General features: G+C 64.0%; 17 protein-coding genes. 15 read left to right on the forward strand and 2 right to left on the reverse strand.

Features of this window, described 5'->3' with window-relative positions; genetic code table 11:
- Positions 1-242 precede the first annotated feature (242 nt).
- Positions 243-1,865 (reverse strand): methyl-accepting chemotaxis protein, encoded by a 1,623-nt coding sequence (locus JFN93_RS09680; protein WP_199383871.1) that lies wholly within the window; start codon positions 1,863-1,865, stop codon positions 243-245.
- Positions 1,866-2,227: 362 nt separating this feature from the next.
- Entirely contained in the window at positions 2,228-3,289 is a 1,062-nt protein-coding gene (locus JFN93_RS09685; protein ID WP_199383872.1) for a hypothetical protein, read from the reverse strand.
- Positions 3,290-3,595: 306 nt separating this feature from the next.
- Between JFN93_RS09685 and JFN93_RS09690 the strand changes: the two genes are divergently transcribed.
- The 15 genes from JFN93_RS09690 (at position 3,596) to JFN93_RS09760 (ending at position 18,146) form a co-directional block, all read left to right on the forward strand.
- On the forward strand, positions 3,596-4,435 hold the full coding sequence (locus JFN93_RS09690) for an AtaL-like protein (protein ID WP_199383873.1): 840 nt from the start codon (positions 3,596-3,598) through the stop codon (positions 4,433-4,435).
- Between the two features lie 78 nt (positions 4,436-4,513).
- Positions 4,514-4,996: a ferritin family protein gene (locus JFN93_RS09695; RefSeq protein ID WP_199383874.1), complete on the forward strand. Its 483-nt coding sequence runs from the start codon at positions 4,514-4,516 to the stop codon at positions 4,994-4,996.
- On the forward strand, positions 4,983-5,387 hold the full coding sequence (locus JFN93_RS09700) for an alanine-zipper protein (protein WP_328753808.1): 405 nt from the start codon (positions 4,983-4,985) through the stop codon (positions 5,385-5,387). The genes JFN93_RS09695 and JFN93_RS09700 overlap by 14 nt, the downstream gene beginning before the upstream one ends.
- A 56-nt stretch (positions 5,388-5,443) precedes the next feature.
- Entirely contained in the window at positions 5,444-5,752 is a 309-nt protein-coding gene (locus JFN93_RS09705) for a c-type cytochrome (RefSeq protein ID WP_199383875.1), read from the forward strand.
- A 147-nt stretch (positions 5,753-5,899) separates the two neighbouring features.
- Positions 5,900-6,256 carry a DUF488 domain-containing protein gene (locus tag JFN93_RS09710; protein ID WP_199383876.1) on the forward strand — a complete coding sequence of 119 codons (357 nt, stop codon included), beginning with the start codon at positions 5,900-5,902 and terminating at the stop codon, positions 6,254-6,256.
- A gap of 380 nt (positions 6,257-6,636) precedes the next feature.
- Positions 6,637-8,580, forward strand: a complete 1,944-nt coding sequence (locus JFN93_RS09715; RefSeq protein WP_199383877.1) for an aconitate hydratase — start codon at positions 6,637-6,639, stop codon at positions 8,578-8,580.
- Complete coding sequence (pdhA, locus tag JFN93_RS09720; RefSeq protein WP_199383878.1) at positions 8,570-9,547, forward strand: pyruvate dehydrogenase (acetyl-transferring) E1 component subunit alpha; 978 nt, start codon at positions 8,570-8,572, stop codon at positions 9,545-9,547. The genes JFN93_RS09715 and pdhA overlap by 11 nt, the downstream gene beginning before the upstream one ends.
- Positions 9,540-10,526, forward strand: a complete 987-nt coding sequence (locus tag JFN93_RS09725) for an alpha-ketoacid dehydrogenase subunit beta (protein WP_199383879.1) — start codon at positions 9,540-9,542, stop codon at positions 10,524-10,526. Before pdhA ends, JFN93_RS09725 begins: the two co-directional genes overlap by 8 nt.
- A gap of 28 nt (positions 10,527-10,554) precedes the next feature.
- Positions 10,555-12,066, forward strand: a complete 1,512-nt coding sequence (locus JFN93_RS09730; protein WP_199383880.1) for a dihydrolipoamide acetyltransferase family protein — start codon at positions 10,555-10,557, stop codon at positions 12,064-12,066.
- Positions 12,067-12,183: 117 nt separating this feature from the next.
- Positions 12,184-12,795: an NAD(P)H:quinone oxidoreductase gene (gene wrbA / locus JFN93_RS09735; RefSeq protein WP_199383881.1), complete on the forward strand. Its 612-nt coding sequence runs from the start codon at positions 12,184-12,186 to the stop codon at positions 12,793-12,795.
- Positions 12,796-13,177: 382 nt separating this feature from the next.
- Positions 13,178-13,510: a hypothetical protein gene (locus JFN93_RS09740; protein ID WP_199383882.1), complete on the forward strand. Its 333-nt coding sequence runs from the start codon at positions 13,178-13,180 to the stop codon at positions 13,508-13,510.
- On the forward strand, positions 13,500-14,375 hold the full coding sequence (locus JFN93_RS09745; protein WP_199383883.1) for an HDOD domain-containing protein: 876 nt from the start codon (positions 13,500-13,502) through the stop codon (positions 14,373-14,375). The genes JFN93_RS09740 and JFN93_RS09745 overlap by 11 nt, the downstream gene beginning before the upstream one ends.
- Entirely contained in the window at positions 14,365-16,527 is a 2,163-nt protein-coding gene (locus tag JFN93_RS09750) for an ATP-binding protein (protein ID WP_199383884.1), read from the forward strand. The genes JFN93_RS09745 and JFN93_RS09750 overlap by 11 nt, the downstream gene beginning before the upstream one ends.
- Positions 16,527-17,633, forward strand: a complete 1,107-nt coding sequence (locus tag JFN93_RS09755; RefSeq protein ID WP_199383885.1) for an HD domain-containing phosphohydrolase — start codon at positions 16,527-16,529, stop codon at positions 17,631-17,633. Before JFN93_RS09750 ends, JFN93_RS09755 begins: the two co-directional genes overlap by 1 nt.
- Positions 17,634-17,747: 114 nt before the next feature.
- Positions 17,748-18,146, forward strand: coding sequence for a response regulator (locus JFN93_RS09760; RefSeq protein WP_199383886.1), 399 nt, complete (start codon positions 17,748-17,750; stop codon positions 18,144-18,146).
- Positions 18,147-18,162: the final 16 nt, after the last annotated feature.

The raw sequence follows: 18,162 nt of genomic DNA on the forward strand, positions 1-18,162 counted from the left end.
CCATCGAACCTGCCGTTGCATGGTAAAGGCTAGTTCCGGAGAATGAGAAAGGGGCACCGCAGTCGGCGCCCCTTTCTCGTTCTTTGGGTGGATAACAATGACGTTACGGTAGCAGGCACCTCGATCCGCCGCAGGCGGTAACGCGGTCGGGGTGATCGCGCCTGGAAAGGCGCTTCCACAAGGTAAGCAACTATTTGCTGACTGAAGCAGGTTGGCTCGGTTCGGAGGGCGGCAGCTCCGGATCACGCCAATCTGAAACCCCGGACCACCTCGTTGAGGTTGCGGGAGAGATCGGCCAGCTGTGCCGCGGCCAACGCCGACTCCTGCGATCCCTGGGCGGTCTGCCGGACCACCTCGGAGATCTGGTGCGTGTTCCCCGTGATCTCGGTGATGGTCGCGCTCTGCTCCTCCACCGCCGTTGCGATCTGACTCACCTGCAGGGACACCGCATTCACCTGGTCCAGGATCTCCTGCAACGCGGTCCCAGATTGGGCCGTCGTCTCCGTCCCCTGGTGCACTTCCCGCACTCCTTCCTCCATCGCGCTTACCGCGCCCCTCGTCTCCGTCTGGATCGCCTTGATCATGTCGGCAATTTCCCGGGTGGCTTTGGTAGTCCGCTCGGCCAGTGCCCGGACCTCGTCCGCGACGACGGCGAAGCCGCGCCCCTGGTCTCCGGCCCGGGCTGCCTCGATGGCTGCGTTGAGCGCCAGCAGGTTGGTCTGGTCGGCAATGTCCTCGATGGTCCCCACGATCTCGCCGATCTGCACCGAACGTGCCCCCAGGTTGGCGACGGTCTGGGCCGAGGCATTGACCCGGTCGGCGATCCGGTTCATGACGTCGATGGTGCGGGCGACGACCGCCGTTCCGCTGGTTGCGGCTGTGGTGGCCTGCTCCGAATTCCGTGCTGCTGCCTGGCAGTTTGCCGCGATGTCGGTCGAGGTCGCGGCCATTTCCTCGCTGGCGGCGGCAACGGTGTGGGTCTGGCAGGCGACCTCTTCGGTCCCGGTGGCGATCTGCTGGGAGGCCGACTCAAGCTGCACCGACGCGGTCGCGATGGTCGTCGATATGCGGGCGGTTTCCGAAAGGATCTGCCGCAGGTTCTGCACCATGTTCCCCATGGCCGCCATGAGCTGTCCGGTTTCGGAGCAGTCCGACTCATCGATATGCACTGTCAGGTCGCGGGCTGCGATCCGGTTTGCGGTCTCGACCGCGGCGGCGATCGGTCGGCTGATACTCCGGACGATCCAAAGCATCACGAAGACCGCGATCACGAAGGTGACACCGGCGACCGCCACGATGATCAGCTTTGCCAACTGGGCGTTGTGTTCGGTCGATTTCCCGCTGGAGGTCGCCTGTTGCTGGACGTGGACCTGCAGGTCGCTGAGTGCTTTGAGAAAGGCAGCCCGAAGCTGTTTCACGGACGGCATCGCCTGGACCGCCTCGTCCCGTTTCCCGTCCTTTACCAGCTTGATTACCTGGTCCCGCGCTTCCACATACGGTTTCCGGTTGTCGAGGATGACCTGGTAAAGCGCTTTCTCCTGGTCCGAGGTAAGGGACTTTTTCAGCTTCTCCATGTTTTCGTTAGTTGCCTTGCGGTTCGAAGTCGTAACCTCCAGCTCCGCCAGGGCGTTGTCCTGGGTCGTTGCCAGAATGGCTTCGTCGATATGCACCGCACTGGTGTAGATCGCCTCGTTGATCTTTCGGACCAGCTCAACCTGCGGCAGCCGGGTGTCGAGCAGCGAATCGATATTGGAGGAGAGGACGGAGATGGCATAACCGGCAGTCAGAGCCACAATGGCGCCGGTAACCGCGATGATTCCAAAGCCGAGGAAGAGTTTGCCTTTGATCGAACCGTGTTTTTTCATCACATTCCGCCCCTTTTGCGCCTTTTAAAACGCTGTGGTCTAAATGCAGGTGCGCGGCACCGCGTAACTTTGGGATGATCATCGGCGGAATCTTTCCGTTGCTAAAACGTTTTTCTATTATTTTTCCATGATGCGAATGGGATCATTAATGCCGGTGCAACTGGGGGGAAACCAGAAGTCGTAGGATGGGCAGCCTCCACCATGATTGGCCCTCTTACTGGTGCAGGCAGACACCCATAGTTCCATGGGCGTCCCGAGCCGCCCTCCGCGTGGGCGCCGGGGCCCGACCTTGCGGATAAGGAAAGGGGCGCAACAGGTTGCGCCCCTTTCCTTTGTTTCCCAATCTTCCCCTTTATCGATAGCTACCGCTGCGCCAGCAGGGTGATCGCGGTCCAGGTCGGATGCAGGCGGTCGTACGGGTCTTTGTCCGGATCCTCAACCGCCCCCCATGCCCCGTCCGGCCGTTGCAACGACATGACGTAGCGCTCCCCCTCGGTAACGAATCCCACCCCCACCGGCGCAAACTGCTTGAAACAGTAGAGGTACTCGCAGAGCAGATCCAAATCCCCCACCCGGTTGCGCACCGCATCGTATTGTTCCGTCAGATAGAAAAAGACCCGGTCTCCCGTGCTCGACGCGTTGAGCTGCCGCTGGCCGTAGTGGTTCAACGCCAGGAGCAGATGCGTCGCGTAATAGTTCTGGTCGAAATACCCGTTGTCCCGTTCCTTGTTTTGAAACGGTATCACCGCGCACTCGTCCAGCACGGTCCCATAGATGTTCGGCGGCAGACGGAAGTCGCGCGCCGCCCCCCACCGGTAGGCCATGTCCACAAAGGTCGCACCGACGACCAGATCGGTCAGCCGGTCGTAATCCCGCAGCCGCGCCGCTTCGCGAAACTCGGCGAGGCGGTCCGGTACCACGACGGCCGCAAACCGGCGCGATGCATATTCCTTCAAGGGGTTGAGGGGGATCTGGTGGTGGTATGCGATCGGAAGGATGGAGACGAAACTCTCGTAGCCGTCCGCGTCGGCGGGAAAAATCCGGTCCAGCCGGGGCAGGGCACGGGCGAACTCCCGGACGATCAGGTCGTGGACGATCCGCATCAACGCGGGGCGGGGATGGTGCAGGGTGAGTTCGTCCAGCATGGTCAGGTAATTGGAGAAGGTGAAATCGAAGTTGTCGTCGTTTTGGCAGAAGGTGACGCACCAGCGCAGTCCGGCCAGGGTGGCGACATAGCGCGCATCGGAGCGGTTGGTGCTGATTTCGTGTTTGAGCTCGGTTACGGTTTTGGCGGTGGGGGGCGCGCCGGAGCGGGCGTCCGGGAGGGCTCCCAGCGTCAAGAAGAGGATGAGCGGCAAAAGCCCCGCCACGATGAGGTAGCGAACGGGAACGTGTCGCGTGCAACGGTGGATGACGCTCTGCATGGGGCACCTCCTGGACCTGAGGAGATCACCTGCTATTGGAATGCGTCCTTCCTTTCTGCTGTGGTTTGGGTAAGTAGTGTGCTTCCGTCCTGACTTAGTGGATCGGCAACTCAATGAGCTTCAGTTAATAAAAATTAATTTTGGTATTGTACCCGGGTGCCGGGTCCTAGCAAGGAGGGTCGTGCTCTCGGTGCCGAAACTTCCCTTGCAACAGGGAGAACGAGTTCTTGCCGGATCTGGGTAATGGGGTAAAGTTGGTGACTATTAATTTTCACCCCCTGGATCGACAGGAAAGGAGGCCTCTCCATGCGCAAACTATCTTTCACCACCGAGGTCTACGCCTCGTTCGAGACGATGTGGGACCTGCTGCTGCGCAAGGTCGAGGAGCCGCAGGCTTTTCTCCCGGATGTCATCAGAGCACGGGTGCTCCAGCAGTATCCCGACGGCGTGCTGCGCGAGGTCCGGACCGACGGGATGCTGGTTAAAGAGAAGGTGGTCCTGGATCGGGCTCATGGGGAGGTGCATTTCTTCATGGTGGAACACCCGCTTTTTTCCGGACGCGTGGTGCACCGGATCTCGGCTACCTCGACGCACAACCCGGCGGCTCCGCTGCTGCTGACCATCGAGATGCACTGGAATCCGAAGGACTACCACGGTGAGCAGGTGATCGAAGCCGAGTATCCGGCGCAGATCGAGCGGGACGTGCTGCTGCTGAAAAAAGAAGCGGAGGTGATCGACGGCGATGTGCGGCAGCGGTTCTCGCGCTACTCCTTCGGCAAGACCCTGGCGGTCCCCTACCATCAGGCGGTGCGCCGGGTACGGGACGAGCTCCAGAAGGAGGGGTTCGGGGTCATCACCGAGATCGATGTGCGCCAGAAGTTCCGGGTGAAGCTGGAGAAGGATTTCCGCAACTACCTGATCATCGGCGCCTGCAGCCCCGCCCTGGCCTACCAGGCTCTCGGGGTCGAGCTCGACGTCGGAACGCTGCTTCCCTGCAATGTGGTGATCTATGAAGTCGAGGAGGGGAAAAGCGAGGTGGTGGCCATGGACCCGGTTGCGGCGCTGGCGGTGGTCGGCAACCCGCGGCTGGGCGACATCGCCGCGAATGTCAAAGGGAAGCTCGAAAGGGTGCTGGCGGCGTTGTAACGCCATCCCCTTGGGCCGTTATCACCGGAGTACCGGGCGCTGTTACAACCTTTTCGGTAGGAACATCGGGAGGCGGACATGAACGTTCTCGAACATGCCTTGCAGCAGGAAAAAGAAGCACGGATCTACTATGAGAAGCTCGCCAAAGAGGCCCCCAACGCGGAGCTGCGCACCATTTTCACGTTGCTCGCCGAGGCGGAGGACAGCCATTACCGGGCCCTGGTGGCCCACCGGCACCAGCCGGGCGCGGCGCGCGCCGAAAGCAACCTCCTGGAGGCGTCGCGCAACATCTTCCAGCAGCTTCTGGCCCAGCCCGAGGATGACGCCCTGAAGGTCGACGTGGACGGGTACCTGAGGGCGGTCAAGGCCGAGGAGGAAAGCATCCGCTACTATCAGAGGATCGCCGACCAGGAACCAAACCCCGCGGCCCGCGAGCTTTTGCTGGCCATCGTGGAGGAGGAGCGGATCCACCTCAACATCATCGAGAACATCTACGAATTCGTCGAGGCTCCGCGCTCGTATATCGAGTGCCTGGAGTTCATTCCCCGTGAGTCGCTCTAGCCTGTCCTCGATAGCGCCGCTGGGCCTGACGGTCCGGCTTGCCGCCGTCGCCCTGGCTCTGGCCGGCTCCGGATGCGCCACCCGGAATTACGTAAAGGAGCAGATCGATCCGCTGGCGGACCGGATCGGGCGCCTGGAGTCACGGGTCAAGGAACTCGACGAGCGCCTCGATGTGCTGGAGAAGCGACCGGTAGTCACCATCGAGGACCTGGAGACGCTGAAGGATCGGGTGAACGCCATCGGGGCGCAGGCCCAGGAGGCGCTGGGAACCTCCCAGGCCGCCGGGGCACGGGCCGAAGGGGCGGCCCAGCGCGCCGAAGCCGCCGCCGGAAGGGCGGAAACGGCTGCCGACCGCGCCGCCCGGGCCTTCGAACTGGAACAGAAGAAATAGCAATCCCCCTCCCTGCCGGGACGGGGATACCATCACACCAAACGGAGGGAAAAGAAATGTACCAGAAAGTATTGGCCGCCTCGGTCCTAGCCGTCCTTACTGCCGCACCCGCCTTTGCCGCCGTCAGCGGCGCAACCCTCTTCAAACAGCATTGCGCCTTCTGCCATCCCGACGGCGGCAACATCATGAACAAGAACAAGACCCTGCACAAAAAAGACCTCAACCGCGACGGGATCAAGGACTGGAAAGGTGTCGTGGCGAAGATGCGCAATCCCGGCCCCGGCATGACCCGCTACGACGCCAAGGCGATCACCGACCCCCAGGCCAAAGCGATCGGCGAGTACGTGATCAAGACCTTCAAGTAGCCGCGGCGTAGGCGAAAGTGCTACCGTAAAGGTGACGGCTGACGCCGCAGGAAACCAGGTAATCCCCCTTCAATGGAGGGGGATTTTTTCGGGCTTGCGGGCGCAGCATGCCGCGCCCCTACGATGGGGAAAAGGGATGAGAGCGTGATGATTCAGATCAAGAGGGTGTACGAAGCTCCGGGGCCGGAAGACGGCCGGCGCTTGCTGGTGGACCGGCTCTGGCCCCGGGGGCTTTCGCGGGAAGAGGCACGGCTGGATGGCTGGCTCAAGGAGATCGCCCCCAGCGACGAGCTGCGCCGCTGGTTCGGCCATGACCCGGAGCGGTGGGAAGCCTTCCAAAGCCGCTACCGTGCCGAGCTCGAGTCGGTAGGAGCGGTGCTCGACGAGCTTTGCCAGACCGCGCGGCGGGAAAAGGTGACTCTTTTGTATGCGGCTAAGGATGAGGCACACAACAATGCCGTCGTCTTGAAGGATTTCATCGAGGCCCGCATGGCAAAACGGTAGGGACGGCCCTGGTAGAGTCAGTGATTCGACGTATCGTGACGCAGCAACAGGCCCTTTTGTAAGGGCCTTTGCTTTTGGCCCGGACCCGCCGGGCGTCCGCGCTGTCATTGTTTTTTCCGCAGGCCTGATACGCTCTGGTTGAGGAATTTAGATCCAGTGCAGGCTCACTTACAGGCAAGCCGTGTCGTTGCCATTTCACTGTCTCACGCCTCTTTGCCGTGCCGTTGGTTGCAAAGGGTTTTCCCAATGTCATACTTTCTGCCATCCCCGCATCGGGAGACGGTGTGGAGGAGCTAAACCCGCGGCGACATTGGTGTTTTTTAAGCTGACAACCGGAGCAGCCGAGCACCGGTCCGGCGGGATCGGGAGGGAAGAAGAACATGGGAAAGAACCTCGCAACGAAGATACTGGAGGCCCACCTGGTGGAGGGCGAACTGGTCCCGGGCAAGGAGATCGGGATCCGGATCGACCACACCCTGCTGCAAGACGCGACCGGCACCATGGCGATGCTTGAGTTCATCGCCATGGGGGTCCCGAAGGTGCAGGTGGAGGTAGCCGCCCAGTACGTAGACCATAATCTGCTGCAGACCGACAACCGCAACGCCGACGACCACACCTTCCTCGCCTCGGCCGCCCAGAAATTCGGCGTCATCCTTTCCAAGCCGGGAAACGGCGTCTCACATCAGGTGCACCTGGAACGCTTCGGCATTCCCGGCAAGACCATGCTCGGGGCCGACTCGCACACCCCGACCGCAGCCGGGATGGGGATGCTCGCCATCGGCGCCGGCGGGCTCGACGTCGCTCTCGCCATGGCGGGGCACCCGTTCCACCTCACCTGTCCCAAGATCTGGGGGATCAAGCTCACCGGATCGCTCCAGCCCTGGGTTTCCGGCAAGGACGTCATCCTGGAGATGCTCCGGCGCCACACCGTGAAGGGGGGCGTCGGCAGGATCATCGAATACTACGGGCCCGGGGTGGAAACCCTTTCCGCCACCGACCGCGCTACCATCGGCAACATGGGGGCGGAGCTGGGCGCCACCACGAGCATCTTCCCCAGCGACCGGCGCACCAAGGAATTCCTGGAGGCCCAGGGGAGAGGGGATGCCTGGCAGGAGCTCGCCCCCGATCCCGATGCCACCTACGACGAGCACGACGAGATCGACCTGAGCCAGGTGGAGCCGCTCATCGCCTGTCCCTCCGCGCCGGACAACGTGGTGCGGGTGGCCGACATCGAAGGGGTGAAGGTGGACCAGGTGATCGTCGGGAGCTCGGTCAACTCCTCCTTCCGCGACCTGATGACCGTCTGCCGGATCCTGGACGGGCGCCGCATCGCGCCGCACCTCTACTTCCACATCAACCCGGGGAGCCGTCAGGTGCTGGAGAACGTCACCAACGCCGGCGGGTTCATGAGCCTGCTTTTGGCCGGCGCCCAGGTCCACCAGCCGGGGTGCCTGGGCTGCATCGGGATGGGGCAGGCCCCGGGGACGAACCAGGTCTCGCTGCGCACCTTCCCGCGCAACTTCCCCGGACGCAGCGGCACCAAGGAGGACAAGGTCTACCTCTGCTCACCGGAGACCGCAGCGGCCGCAGGGCTCTTCGGGGTGATCACCGATCCGAGGAAACTGGGCGAACTCCTCCCCTGGCCGGCGGTGCAGAACCCGGACCGCTACGTGGTGGACGACTCCGGCATCATCTTCCCGCCGGAAGACGGCTCAAAGGTCGAGATCGTCACCGGGCCGAACATCGTCCCGTTCCCCGAGTTCGACGAGCTTCCCGACGACCTTGAGGTGGAGGTGATCCTCAAGGTGGGGGACAACATCTCCACCGACGACATCATGCCCGCCGGGAACAAGGTCCTGCCGTTTCGGTCCAACATCCCGGCGATCAGCCGCTTCGTCTTCGAGCGGATCGACCCCGAATTCCCGGACCGGGCGCAGCAGAAAGGAAGCGGTGCGGTGGTCGGCGGGGAGAACTACGGGCAGGGCTCCTCGCGCGAGCACGCCGCCCTGGCGCCGCGGTTTTTGGGAATCCGGGCCAAGATCGCCAAGGGGTTTGCCCGCATCCACCGCTCCAACCTGATCAACTTCGGCATCCTGCCGCTCACCTTCAAGGACCCCGCCGACTACGACCGGCTCAACCAGGGGGACCGGCTCCGCCTGGAAGGGGTGCGCGGCCTCATCGCGGGCGGGGCGACCGAGATCCCGGTCAAGGTCGGCGACCGGGTTTTCCTGACCGAGCTCAAAGCCTCCGAGCGCGAGCGCCAGGAACTGGTCTCCGGGGGGCTGCTGAACGTGGTCAAAAAGGGGGAACGCCGTGGAAAGTAAACTGAGGGAACTTCTCTCGGACGCGGAACTCCTCGGGTTCTACGAACAGATGGTCTTGAGCCGGGAGTTCGAGGAGAGCTGCGCCGAGCAGTACACCAAAGGGCACATCACCGGCTTTCTGCATCTCTACAGCGGGCAGGAGGCGGTCGCGGTGGGCACCACCGCGGGGCTCCAGAAGGAGGACTACATCCTCTCCGCCTACCGCGACCATGCCCAGGCCATCGTGCGGGGCGCCGACCCGAACCGGGTCATGGCCGAACTCTTCGGCAAGGCGACCGGGATCTGCAAAGGGAAGGGGGGCTCCATGCACCTCTTTGACCCCAAGCTGAACTTCATGGGGGGGTACGCCATCGTGGCCGGTCAGTTTCCCATCGCGGTCGGGCTTGCCTTCGCCGCGAAGCTCAAGCAGGAGGAGCGGATCGTCACCTGCTTTTTCGGCGACGGGTCGATGAACCAGGGGAACTTCCACGAGGCGCTCAACTGGTCGCGGGTCTGGGACCTGCCGGTCCTCTACATCTGCGAGAACAACTTCTACGGCATCGGCACGGTGGTGCAGCGCGCCTCCGCGCTGCCGGCCCTGCACCGCCGGACCTGCGGCTACGACATCCCCAGCGAGAAGGTCGACGGGATGGACGTCATTGCCGTCTACGAGGCGGTCAAACGCGCCGCCGCCTGGATCCGGGAGCGGCAGCGGCCGTACTTCATCGAGGCGGTCACCTACCGGTTCCGCGGCCATTCCATGGCGGACCCGGCCACCTACCGCAGCTCCGCCGAACAGGAGATCTGGCGCAGCCGCGACCCGATCCCCAACTTCGCCAAAAGGCTCATCGACGAGGGGATCACCGACCAGGCGGCCCTGGACGAGATCGACGCGCGCTGCACCGCGCGGGTGGAGGAAGCGGTGCGCTTTGCCGAGGAGTCCCCGTGGCCCGAGGACAGTGCGGTTTGGGAGGACATCTATGTCTGAGATGACCTATCGCGATGCGCTCAACCTGGCGCTCAAGGAGGAGATGCGGCGCGACCCGAGGGTGATCACCTTCGGCGAGGACGTCGCGCTCTACGAGGGATCCTTCAAGGTGACCCGCGGGCTTTTGGCCGAGTTCGGGGAGGACCGGGTGCGCGATTCCCCGATCTCCGAAAATACCATCGCCGGGGTCGCCATCGGCGCGGCCATGGGGGGAATGCGGCCGGTGGCGGAGCTGATGACCATCAACTTCGCCCTTTTGGCCATGGACCAGCTCATAAACCACATGGCGAAGGTCCGTTACATGTTCGGCGGGCAGGTGTTTCTCCCCATGGTGGTCCGGATGCCGAGCGGCGGTGGGAGCCAGCTCGCGGCGCAGCACTCCCAGAGCCTGGAGACCTATTTCATGCACTGTCCCGGCATGCGGATCGCCTACCCGGCCACCCCGGCCGACGCGAAGGGGCTTTTGAAAACCGCGATCCGCGACGACAACCCGGTGGTCTTCATCGAGCACGAGATCCTCTACAACAGCAAAGGGGAGGTCCCCGAGGACCCGGAGTTCCTGGTTCCGTTCGGCGTCTGCAACGTGATGCGCGAGGGGACCGACGTAACCATCGTCGGTTACGGCAGGATGGCGGTCCTGTCGCTCATGGCGGCAGCGGAGCTGGAAAAGGAGGGGATCTCCTGCGAGGTGATCGACCTGCGCACCCTGAACCCGCTGGACGAGGCTACCTTTCTGAAATCGGCGGCGCGGACCGGGCGGGCGGTGGTGGTGGAGGAGTGCTGGCGCACGGCAGGGCTTGGGGCGGACATCGCGTGCCGCATCTTCGAGAACTGCTTCGACCGCTTGCTGGCGCCGGTGAAAAGGGTGTCCGGGCTGGACGTCCCGATGCCGTACTCGCGCAAGCTGGAGAAGCTGTGCATTCCGAGCGTGGCCGGGATCGTCGAAGCGGTCCGCGAGGTCATGGCCGCATCTTACTAACATTGCTATCCAGGAGGCAGGTGCCGCTATGAAAGAAATCGTAATGCCCAAACTCTCCGACACGATGACCGAAGGGAGGCTCGTCGCCTGGCGGAAGGCGGTCGGCGAGACGGTTCGGCGCGGGGATGTCATCGCCGAGGTGGAGACGGACAAGGCAAACATGGAACTGGAGGCCTTTGCCAACGGGGTCTTGCTGGAGACACGGATCCAGCCGGGCGAGGTGGCGGCGGTCGGCACGGTGATCGGTGTCATCGGCGCCGCCGGGGAAAAACCGCAGGGGAGCGCCCCGCCGCAGGGGGAGGCCAAAGCGGAGCCCCCGAAAGCGGAGGGTGCCCAACCGGAAGCTGCCCAACCGGAGCCGGCCAAAGCTGAGCCGGCTAAAGCTGAAGCGGCCGCCCCGGCGGCCCCGGAGGCGCGGCCCGCGCAGCAGGCGTCCTCCCCGGCGCAGCCGGCCCCGTCGGTGAAGCCGGCGGAAAAACCGGCCGTGGAGCCGATCCGCACCGCGTCGGCACCGGAAGGGATTCCGGCCCCCGAGGCGACCCAGGCGCCTTTTGCACCGGAGACGGCGGGCAAAGCACAGGAGGAGGGTGCCGCACCGGCACCGCCCCAGCAACCAAAGCCCGCCGCGGCCCCGCCGTCGGGACCTGCCGCGGTCCCGGCGCGCCACGAGGAGCGGGCCGCCCCGGTGGTGCGCCGTCGGGCGCGGGAACTGGGGATCGACCTTGCCACGGTTAAGGGGAGCGGGCCAGAAGGGCGCATCCTGCTCCAGGACCTGGAGGAGACGGCTGCCGGCACCGCTGCCGCCCCGGCGGAAGGGGCGCCGCCCCCGCCCCAACCGGCTCCGCGCGAGGACGGGGGAGCGGGCCGCCCGGAAGAGCAGCAGTTGAACCGCTTCCGGGCCGCGATCGCCCGGACCGTGACCGAGTCGTGGCACATCCCCCAGTTTTCGGCCACGGTCGAGATCGACATGGACCCGGTCCGGGCGCTGCGCGAGGACCTCAAGGGGGCGGGGACCGAGGTGTCGACCAACGACGTGATCGTGAAGGCGGCCGCGCTGACCCTGGAGAAATTCCCGCTGGCCAACGGCTCCTTTGCCGGCAATTCGCTCCGGATGAACCGGGAAATCAACATCGGCATCATCGTCGGGCTGCCCGACGCGCTCCTGATCCCGGTAATCAAAAACTGTCACGGGCGCTCCCTCGCCGAGATCGCCCGTGAATCCAAGCGGCTCGTGGAGCGGGCCCGGGCCGGGCAGCTGAGCGAGGGGGAACTGACTGGCGGGACCTTTACCGTCTCCAACCTCGGCATGTTCGGGGTGACCCGGTTCAACGCCCTCATCTACCCGCCGCAGGCGGCCGTCTTGGCGATCGGCGCCGTCGTGGAGCGGGTGGTGGCGAAGCCAGGTGGCGGTTACGAGGCGGTGCGGCTGATGGAGGCGACCCTGTCGGCGGACCACCGGATCCTGGACGGGGTGTACGTGGCGCAGTTTCTGGCCGAACTGAAGACGATCCTGGAACATCCCGCCCGGCTGCTGCTGTAGTTTTACACCGGAGGGGGATCGGATCATCGCGCGAAGGGGAGAGGGGACTGGCTCCGAAGGTGCCAGTCCCCCTCTTGTTGAAGGCGGTATCAGTACATCATAAGGAGGGTTTGCAGCATGAAAGTCTACGTTGTGTATTACTCGATGTACGGTCACATCCATGCCATGGCCCAGGCGGTCGCCGATGGGGCGCGGGAGGTCGCCGGCGCCGAGGTGAGCCTGTTCCGGGTACCGGAAACGCTCACCGCTGAGGTGCTCGGGCTGATGGGGGCGGTGGAGGCCCAAAAGGCGATGGCCCACGTCCCGATCATCAAGGTGGACCAGCTCCCCGAGGCCGACGCCATCATCTTCGGGACTCCGACCCGTTTCGGCAACATGTGCGGACAGATGCGCCAGTTTCTCGATGCCACCGGCCAGCTTTGGGCCCAGGGGGCGCTGATCGGTAAGGTCGGCAGCGTCTTTGCCAGCTCCGCCACCCAGCACGGCGGCCAGGAGTCCACCATCCTGAGCTTCCATACCACGCTTTTACACCAGGGGATGCTCATTGCCGGCCTTCCCTACAGTTTCGCCGGCCAGATGCGCATCGACGAGATCACCGGGGGCTCCCCCTACGGCGCCTCGACCATCGCGGGGGGGAAGGGGGAGCGGGCCCCTTCGGAGAACGAACTGGCGGCGGCGCGCTTCCAGGGGCGCCATGTTGCCGAGATCGCGGCCAGACTGGCGCGATGAGGTTCCCCCTCCCGCAAACAAAGGGAGCCTTTACGGTAGGAGCGACATTTTTGTCGCGATCCGCCGAAGGCGGTGACAACGGCGGTTGGTAATCGCGCCTGGAAAGGCGCTCCCACCTGGTAGGCAGGGACTTCCTCCGGGTGGAGAGAGTCGATCGCGACCAGGATGTCGCTCCTACAAAAAAGGTCAGTAAAGACGGCCGCACCCTTCGTGGGTGCGGCTTTTTTGCGTTTGCGGCCGTCACCGCCGCTCGCAACCCCGGCTCCGGTGCGGGGTGGTCAACAAATTCATAAATGATCTAAAGAATCTGTCTCATGTGACGATAGGAATCAGACAGCGACCCAATTCGGGAGACACGACGGGCGTTGGAAAGGAGTGGTGTGTGGCACGTGTCCATATCGATGACTTGGCCGCCGGCATGGTGCTGCAACAGCAGGTCTGCGACCGCAGCGGCAGGATGCTGCTCCCCGCCGGAGAGGCGCTGAACGACCGGCACCTGCACATTTTCCGGATGTGGGGTGTGGTCGAGGTCGAGATCGTCGGCGAGGAAATCGCCAGCGATGCCGAGCAGGACGAGATCCCGCCCGATCCGGAACTCCACGCGCGGGAGCGGGCCGTGGTCGAGGAGCTTTTCGCCCACAACGACCCCAACCACCCGGCGATCAAGGAACTGATGCGCGTCTGTATCCACAGGAGAATCGCTCGTGCGGCATGATCAGACCCCTAGCGTGGAGGAGCTGGTCCAGGACGTCTCGACGATCCATTCCCTCCCCCTTTTCTATTCCCGGCTCTGCGAGGCGATCGACCACCCGCGCAGCTCCATCGCCGATCTGGCCTCGATCATCTCGGACGACCAGGGGCTCACGGCCCGGATCCTGAAGCTCGCCAACAGCCCGCTTTTCGGCTACTTCTCCAAGATCGAGACCATCACCCAGGCGGTAACCATCATCGGCGTGCTGCAGGTGCGCGATCTGGCGCTGGCGCTCTGCGTCATGGACGCCTTCAAGGGGATCCCGAAGGACCTGGTGGACATGAACCAGTTCTGGCGCCACAGCCTGGCCACCGGCCTGGCGGCCCGCCTCCTCGCCACCGGCCAGCGCGAATCCAACCTGGAGCGCTTCTTCGTCGCCGGCATCCTGCACGACGTCGGCCGGCTGGTTATGTACCTGAGGCTTCCCGACGAGTGCCGCGAACTGATCGAGGAGGCCCGTTGCGGAGGGCCGCTGCTCTACCAGAAGGAGCGCCAGCGCTTCGGTTACGACCATGCCGAGGTCGGCGGCATCCTGTTGCGGCGCTGGAAGATCCCGGCCCGGGTGACCGAGCCGGTGCAGTACCACCACGATCCGCCGCGCGGCGGGCAGTACCCGCGCGAGACCTCCATCCTCCATTTCGCCGACGTGGTCGCCCATGCCCTGGAGCTGGGGAACAGCGGCGAGGTGCGGGTGCCGACCCTGGACAACGCCGTATGGGAGCGGCTGCACCTCTCCAACTACCACATTGCCCCCCTGGTCAAGCAGATCGACGGCTGCTTCGAAGACACCGTCCGGCTGCTGTTCGAGGATACCGACGGTGACGACTAACCGTACCGAAGAGAGCAGGATCGCGCTGCTGCAGGAGCGGGTGAACTTCCTCGAGGAGTCCAACCTCAACTACCTGAGGACTCTCGACGTCGTCACGGCGTGCAGCGAACTGCAGTCCGACGTCTACCGCGACAAGGACCCCTCCTTCGTCCTGAAGGCGATGTTCGAGCAGCTGCAGCGGCTCTTTCCCTTCTCCGGACAGGCGATGTACACCGTCTCCCCGAGCTCCGAATTCGTCCTCACCGTCTGCGAGCCGTTCTCCATGGGGGGGTGGCTCCAAAACGAGATCAACGCCAAGATCGAGGACGGCACCTTCGCCTGGGCGCTGAACCAGAACCACCCGGTCATCGTCCCGACCCTCTCCGGCGAGGACACCCTGCTCTTGCATGTCCTGGCGACCAACTCCCGGATTCGCGGCATGTATGCGGGGATCCTCGGGACCGGCCACCTGCAGACCGAGGTCTCCTCTCTCAACGCCTTGAGCACCATCCTGATCTACACCGCGTACGCCGTCGAGAACGCGGAGCTGACCGAGATGCTCAAGGAGCACATGCAGAACCTGGAAAACCGGGTCCAGCAGCGCACCCGCGAGTTGGAAGCGGCCCTGGTGCGCGCCGAAGAGGCGACGCGGGCCAAGAGCGTCTTTTTGGCCAACATGAGCCACGAGATCCGCACCCCGCTCAACGGGGTCCTCGGCCTGGCGCGCATCCTCATGGATACCCGGCTCAACCAGGAACAGAAGGGGTACCTGGAGTCGCTCAACGTCTCGGCGGAAAACCTCCTCTGCATCATCAACGAGATCCTGGATCTCTCCAAGATCGAGGCGGGAAAGGTCGCGCTGGAGTCGACCGACTTCCCGCTGCGGGACTTCCTGGTGAAGTCGATGCGTCCTTTCGAACTGCGCGGGCGGGAGAAGGGGCTTGCCGTGCAGCTCGCCCTGGACGACCGGGTCCCGCCCCACGTCACCGGGGACCAGGTCCGGCTGGGGCAGATCCTGACCAACCTGGTGGGCAACGCACTCAAGTTCACCTCCCACGGGTCGATCACCGTTTCCTGCCAGTTGGAAGGGATCGAGGCCGGCCGGGCTGCCCTGACCTTTTCCGTGATCGACACCGGGATCGGCATCCCCGAGCATGCCATATCCAAGATCTTCGAGAAGTTCTCCCAGGCGGACAGCTCGACCACCCGGCTCTACGGCGGGACCGGGCTGGGGCTTTCCATCAGCAAGAACCTCGTGGAGCTGATGGGGGGAGAGCTTGCCGTGGAGAGCCGCGAAGGGGTGGGGAGCACCTTCCACTTCACCATCACGCTGCCGATCGCCGCGGCCCCGGAGACGACCGCCGAAGAGGAAGGGGAACTGGTCGGAGAACTGCGCCCGTTGCGCATCCTCGTTGCCGACGACGTGCCGCTCAACCAGCTCATCACGGAGAAGTTCCTCTCCAAAACCGGCTCCCATCTGATCGACTGCGCCGGCAACGGGCGGGAGGCGGTGGAAAAGTGGGCCGCCGGCAGCTACGACCTGGTCTTCATGGACGTACAGATGCCGGAAATGGACGGTCTGGAGGCTTCGCGCCGGATCCGGGAGGCGGAGCGGCAGCGCGGCGGGCGGGTCCACATCTGCGCCATGACCGCCAATGCCATGAAGGAGGACGGCGACATCTGCCGCCAGGCGGGGATGGACAGCTACCTCAGCAAACCGGTCCAGGAGAAGGACCTGGTCGCCGTGGTGCGGAAGGTTGCCGGAGGGAAGGAGCCGAGCCCTGTGGCGCAGCACCACCCCGAGCCGGAAAAGGCCCTCCCGCCGAGCGACGTCGAGGTCTTCGACCGCGACGACCTGCTGGAGCGGCTGGACGGTGCCGAAGACCTCTTGGCGAAGTTTCTGCGCATGTTCATTGAAAGCATCGACGAGATGCTGCCGGAACTGGAACGGGCGGTCCGGGAGATGGACCCGACGGCGATTCATTTCCGGGCCCACACCATCGCCGGAAGCGCCGCCAACATCTCCGCCAGCCAGATCCGCGATCTGGCCCGCGACATGGAATATCGGGCCAAGGGAGGCGACCTCGCCGAGACCCCGTCGCTTCTGGCCCAGCTCGAAGAGGCCTTCGGACGTTTCCGGGGCATGGTCGCCCATGAGGTACCGGAGGGGTGATGAACGGCTCGATCAAGCTCATGGCTGTTGATGACGTCCAGATGGACCTCGAGCTCATGAGAGTGATGCTCGCCGGCTCGGTCGACATCTTCCTGACCGCGTTGAACGGGCAGGAGGCGTACGACCTGCTCCTGGAACATCCCGATACCGATGCCATCCTCCTCGATCTCGAGATGCCGGTGATGAACGGTTTCCAGTTTCTCGAACTGGTCAAAGGGGACGAGCGCTTCGCCAACATTCCCATCATCGTGATCACCCTGGATCCCAAGGAGGTCCTCCGTTCCCTCTCCCTGGGGGCGAACGACTTCCTCGCCAAGCCGTACAACCCCGAGGAATTGAAGCTCCGGGTCCAAAACCACCTGCGCACCAAGAAGCTCTACGACCTCACCCGGGGAATGAGCGCCGCCTTGGAGGAAGAGGTGGTGAAAAAGACCGCCCAGCTGCGCAAGGCGTTGGCCGCCTCGCGGCGGACCGAGTTCGAGATTTCCCTGCGCCTGGGCAAGGCGGCGGAATACCGGGACTTCGAGACCGGCATGCACATCCGGCGCATCAGCGACTTTGCCAACCTCTTGGGGCGGCTGGCGGGGCTTTCGGAAAAGGCGTGCGAGACGTTGCGCTACGCCTCGCCGCTGCACGACGTGGGGAAGATCGGTGTCCCGGACCGGATCCTGCTCAAGCCGGGGCCGCTCGAGCCGGCGGAGTTCGAGATCATGAAGCTGCACACGGTGATCGGCGGGAAGATCCTCTCCGCCGAGGACGGCACCTATCCCGTCATTGCCGCCGGCCGGATCATCGCCATGCAGCACCACGAGAAGTGGGACGGGACCGGGTATCCCCTCGGGTTGAAGGGGGAACAGATCCACATCTTCGGGCGGATCGTCATGACGGTGGACATCTTCGACGCCCTCCGGTCGGAACGCCCCTACAAGACCGAATTTTCGCTGGAAAAGACGCTGAGCATGATGAAGGACCGCGACGGGACCTTCATCGACCCGCGGCTTCTGGCCATCTTCCTGGAACACGTCGACGAGTTCGAGCAGCTGCGCAACGAACTGCGTGACCGGGAGCCGGCTCCGGCGATCCTCCATTACCGCGCCGTCGTCTGAGGCGGCGGGGCCACGATGTATCAAGCAGTCAACGAAACCGGATGCCGCTTTGCAGGCTGCAGCCCCCAACGCCCGTGAGGAAACAACGCGTAACTTGCGAGGGAGGATAGAAAAATGAGATGTCTGATCGTAGACGATGAGGTTTTTTGCCGGGAATTCGTAGCCACCCTGCTGCAGGAAGTGGGGGAATGTGATCAGGCTACCACCGGCGAGGAAGCCGTTGCCATGTTCCAGGAGGGACTCGAGGGGGGCAAGCCGTACGACCTGGTGCTACTGGACATCATGATGCCCGGACAGAGCGGGCACGAGGCGGCCAAGGCGATCCGCGCCTTCGAGAAGGAGTTCAAGCCGGAGAAGAAGGTGAACATCGTCATGCTCACCGCCCTCAATTCCGCCAACGACGCCATGGAATCGTTCTGCCATGCCCAGTCTGCCGCCTACCTCGTGAAGCCGGTATCCAAAGATGGCCTCTTCAACGTCGTCTCCAAACTGGGGCTGATGAAGAAGAAATAGCAAGATACCTTTTGGG

Source organism: Geomesophilobacter sediminis (assembly GCF_016458275.1).
Classification (GTDB): Bacteria; Desulfobacterota; Desulfuromonadia; order Geobacterales; family Geobacteraceae; genus Geomesophilobacter; species Geomesophilobacter sediminis.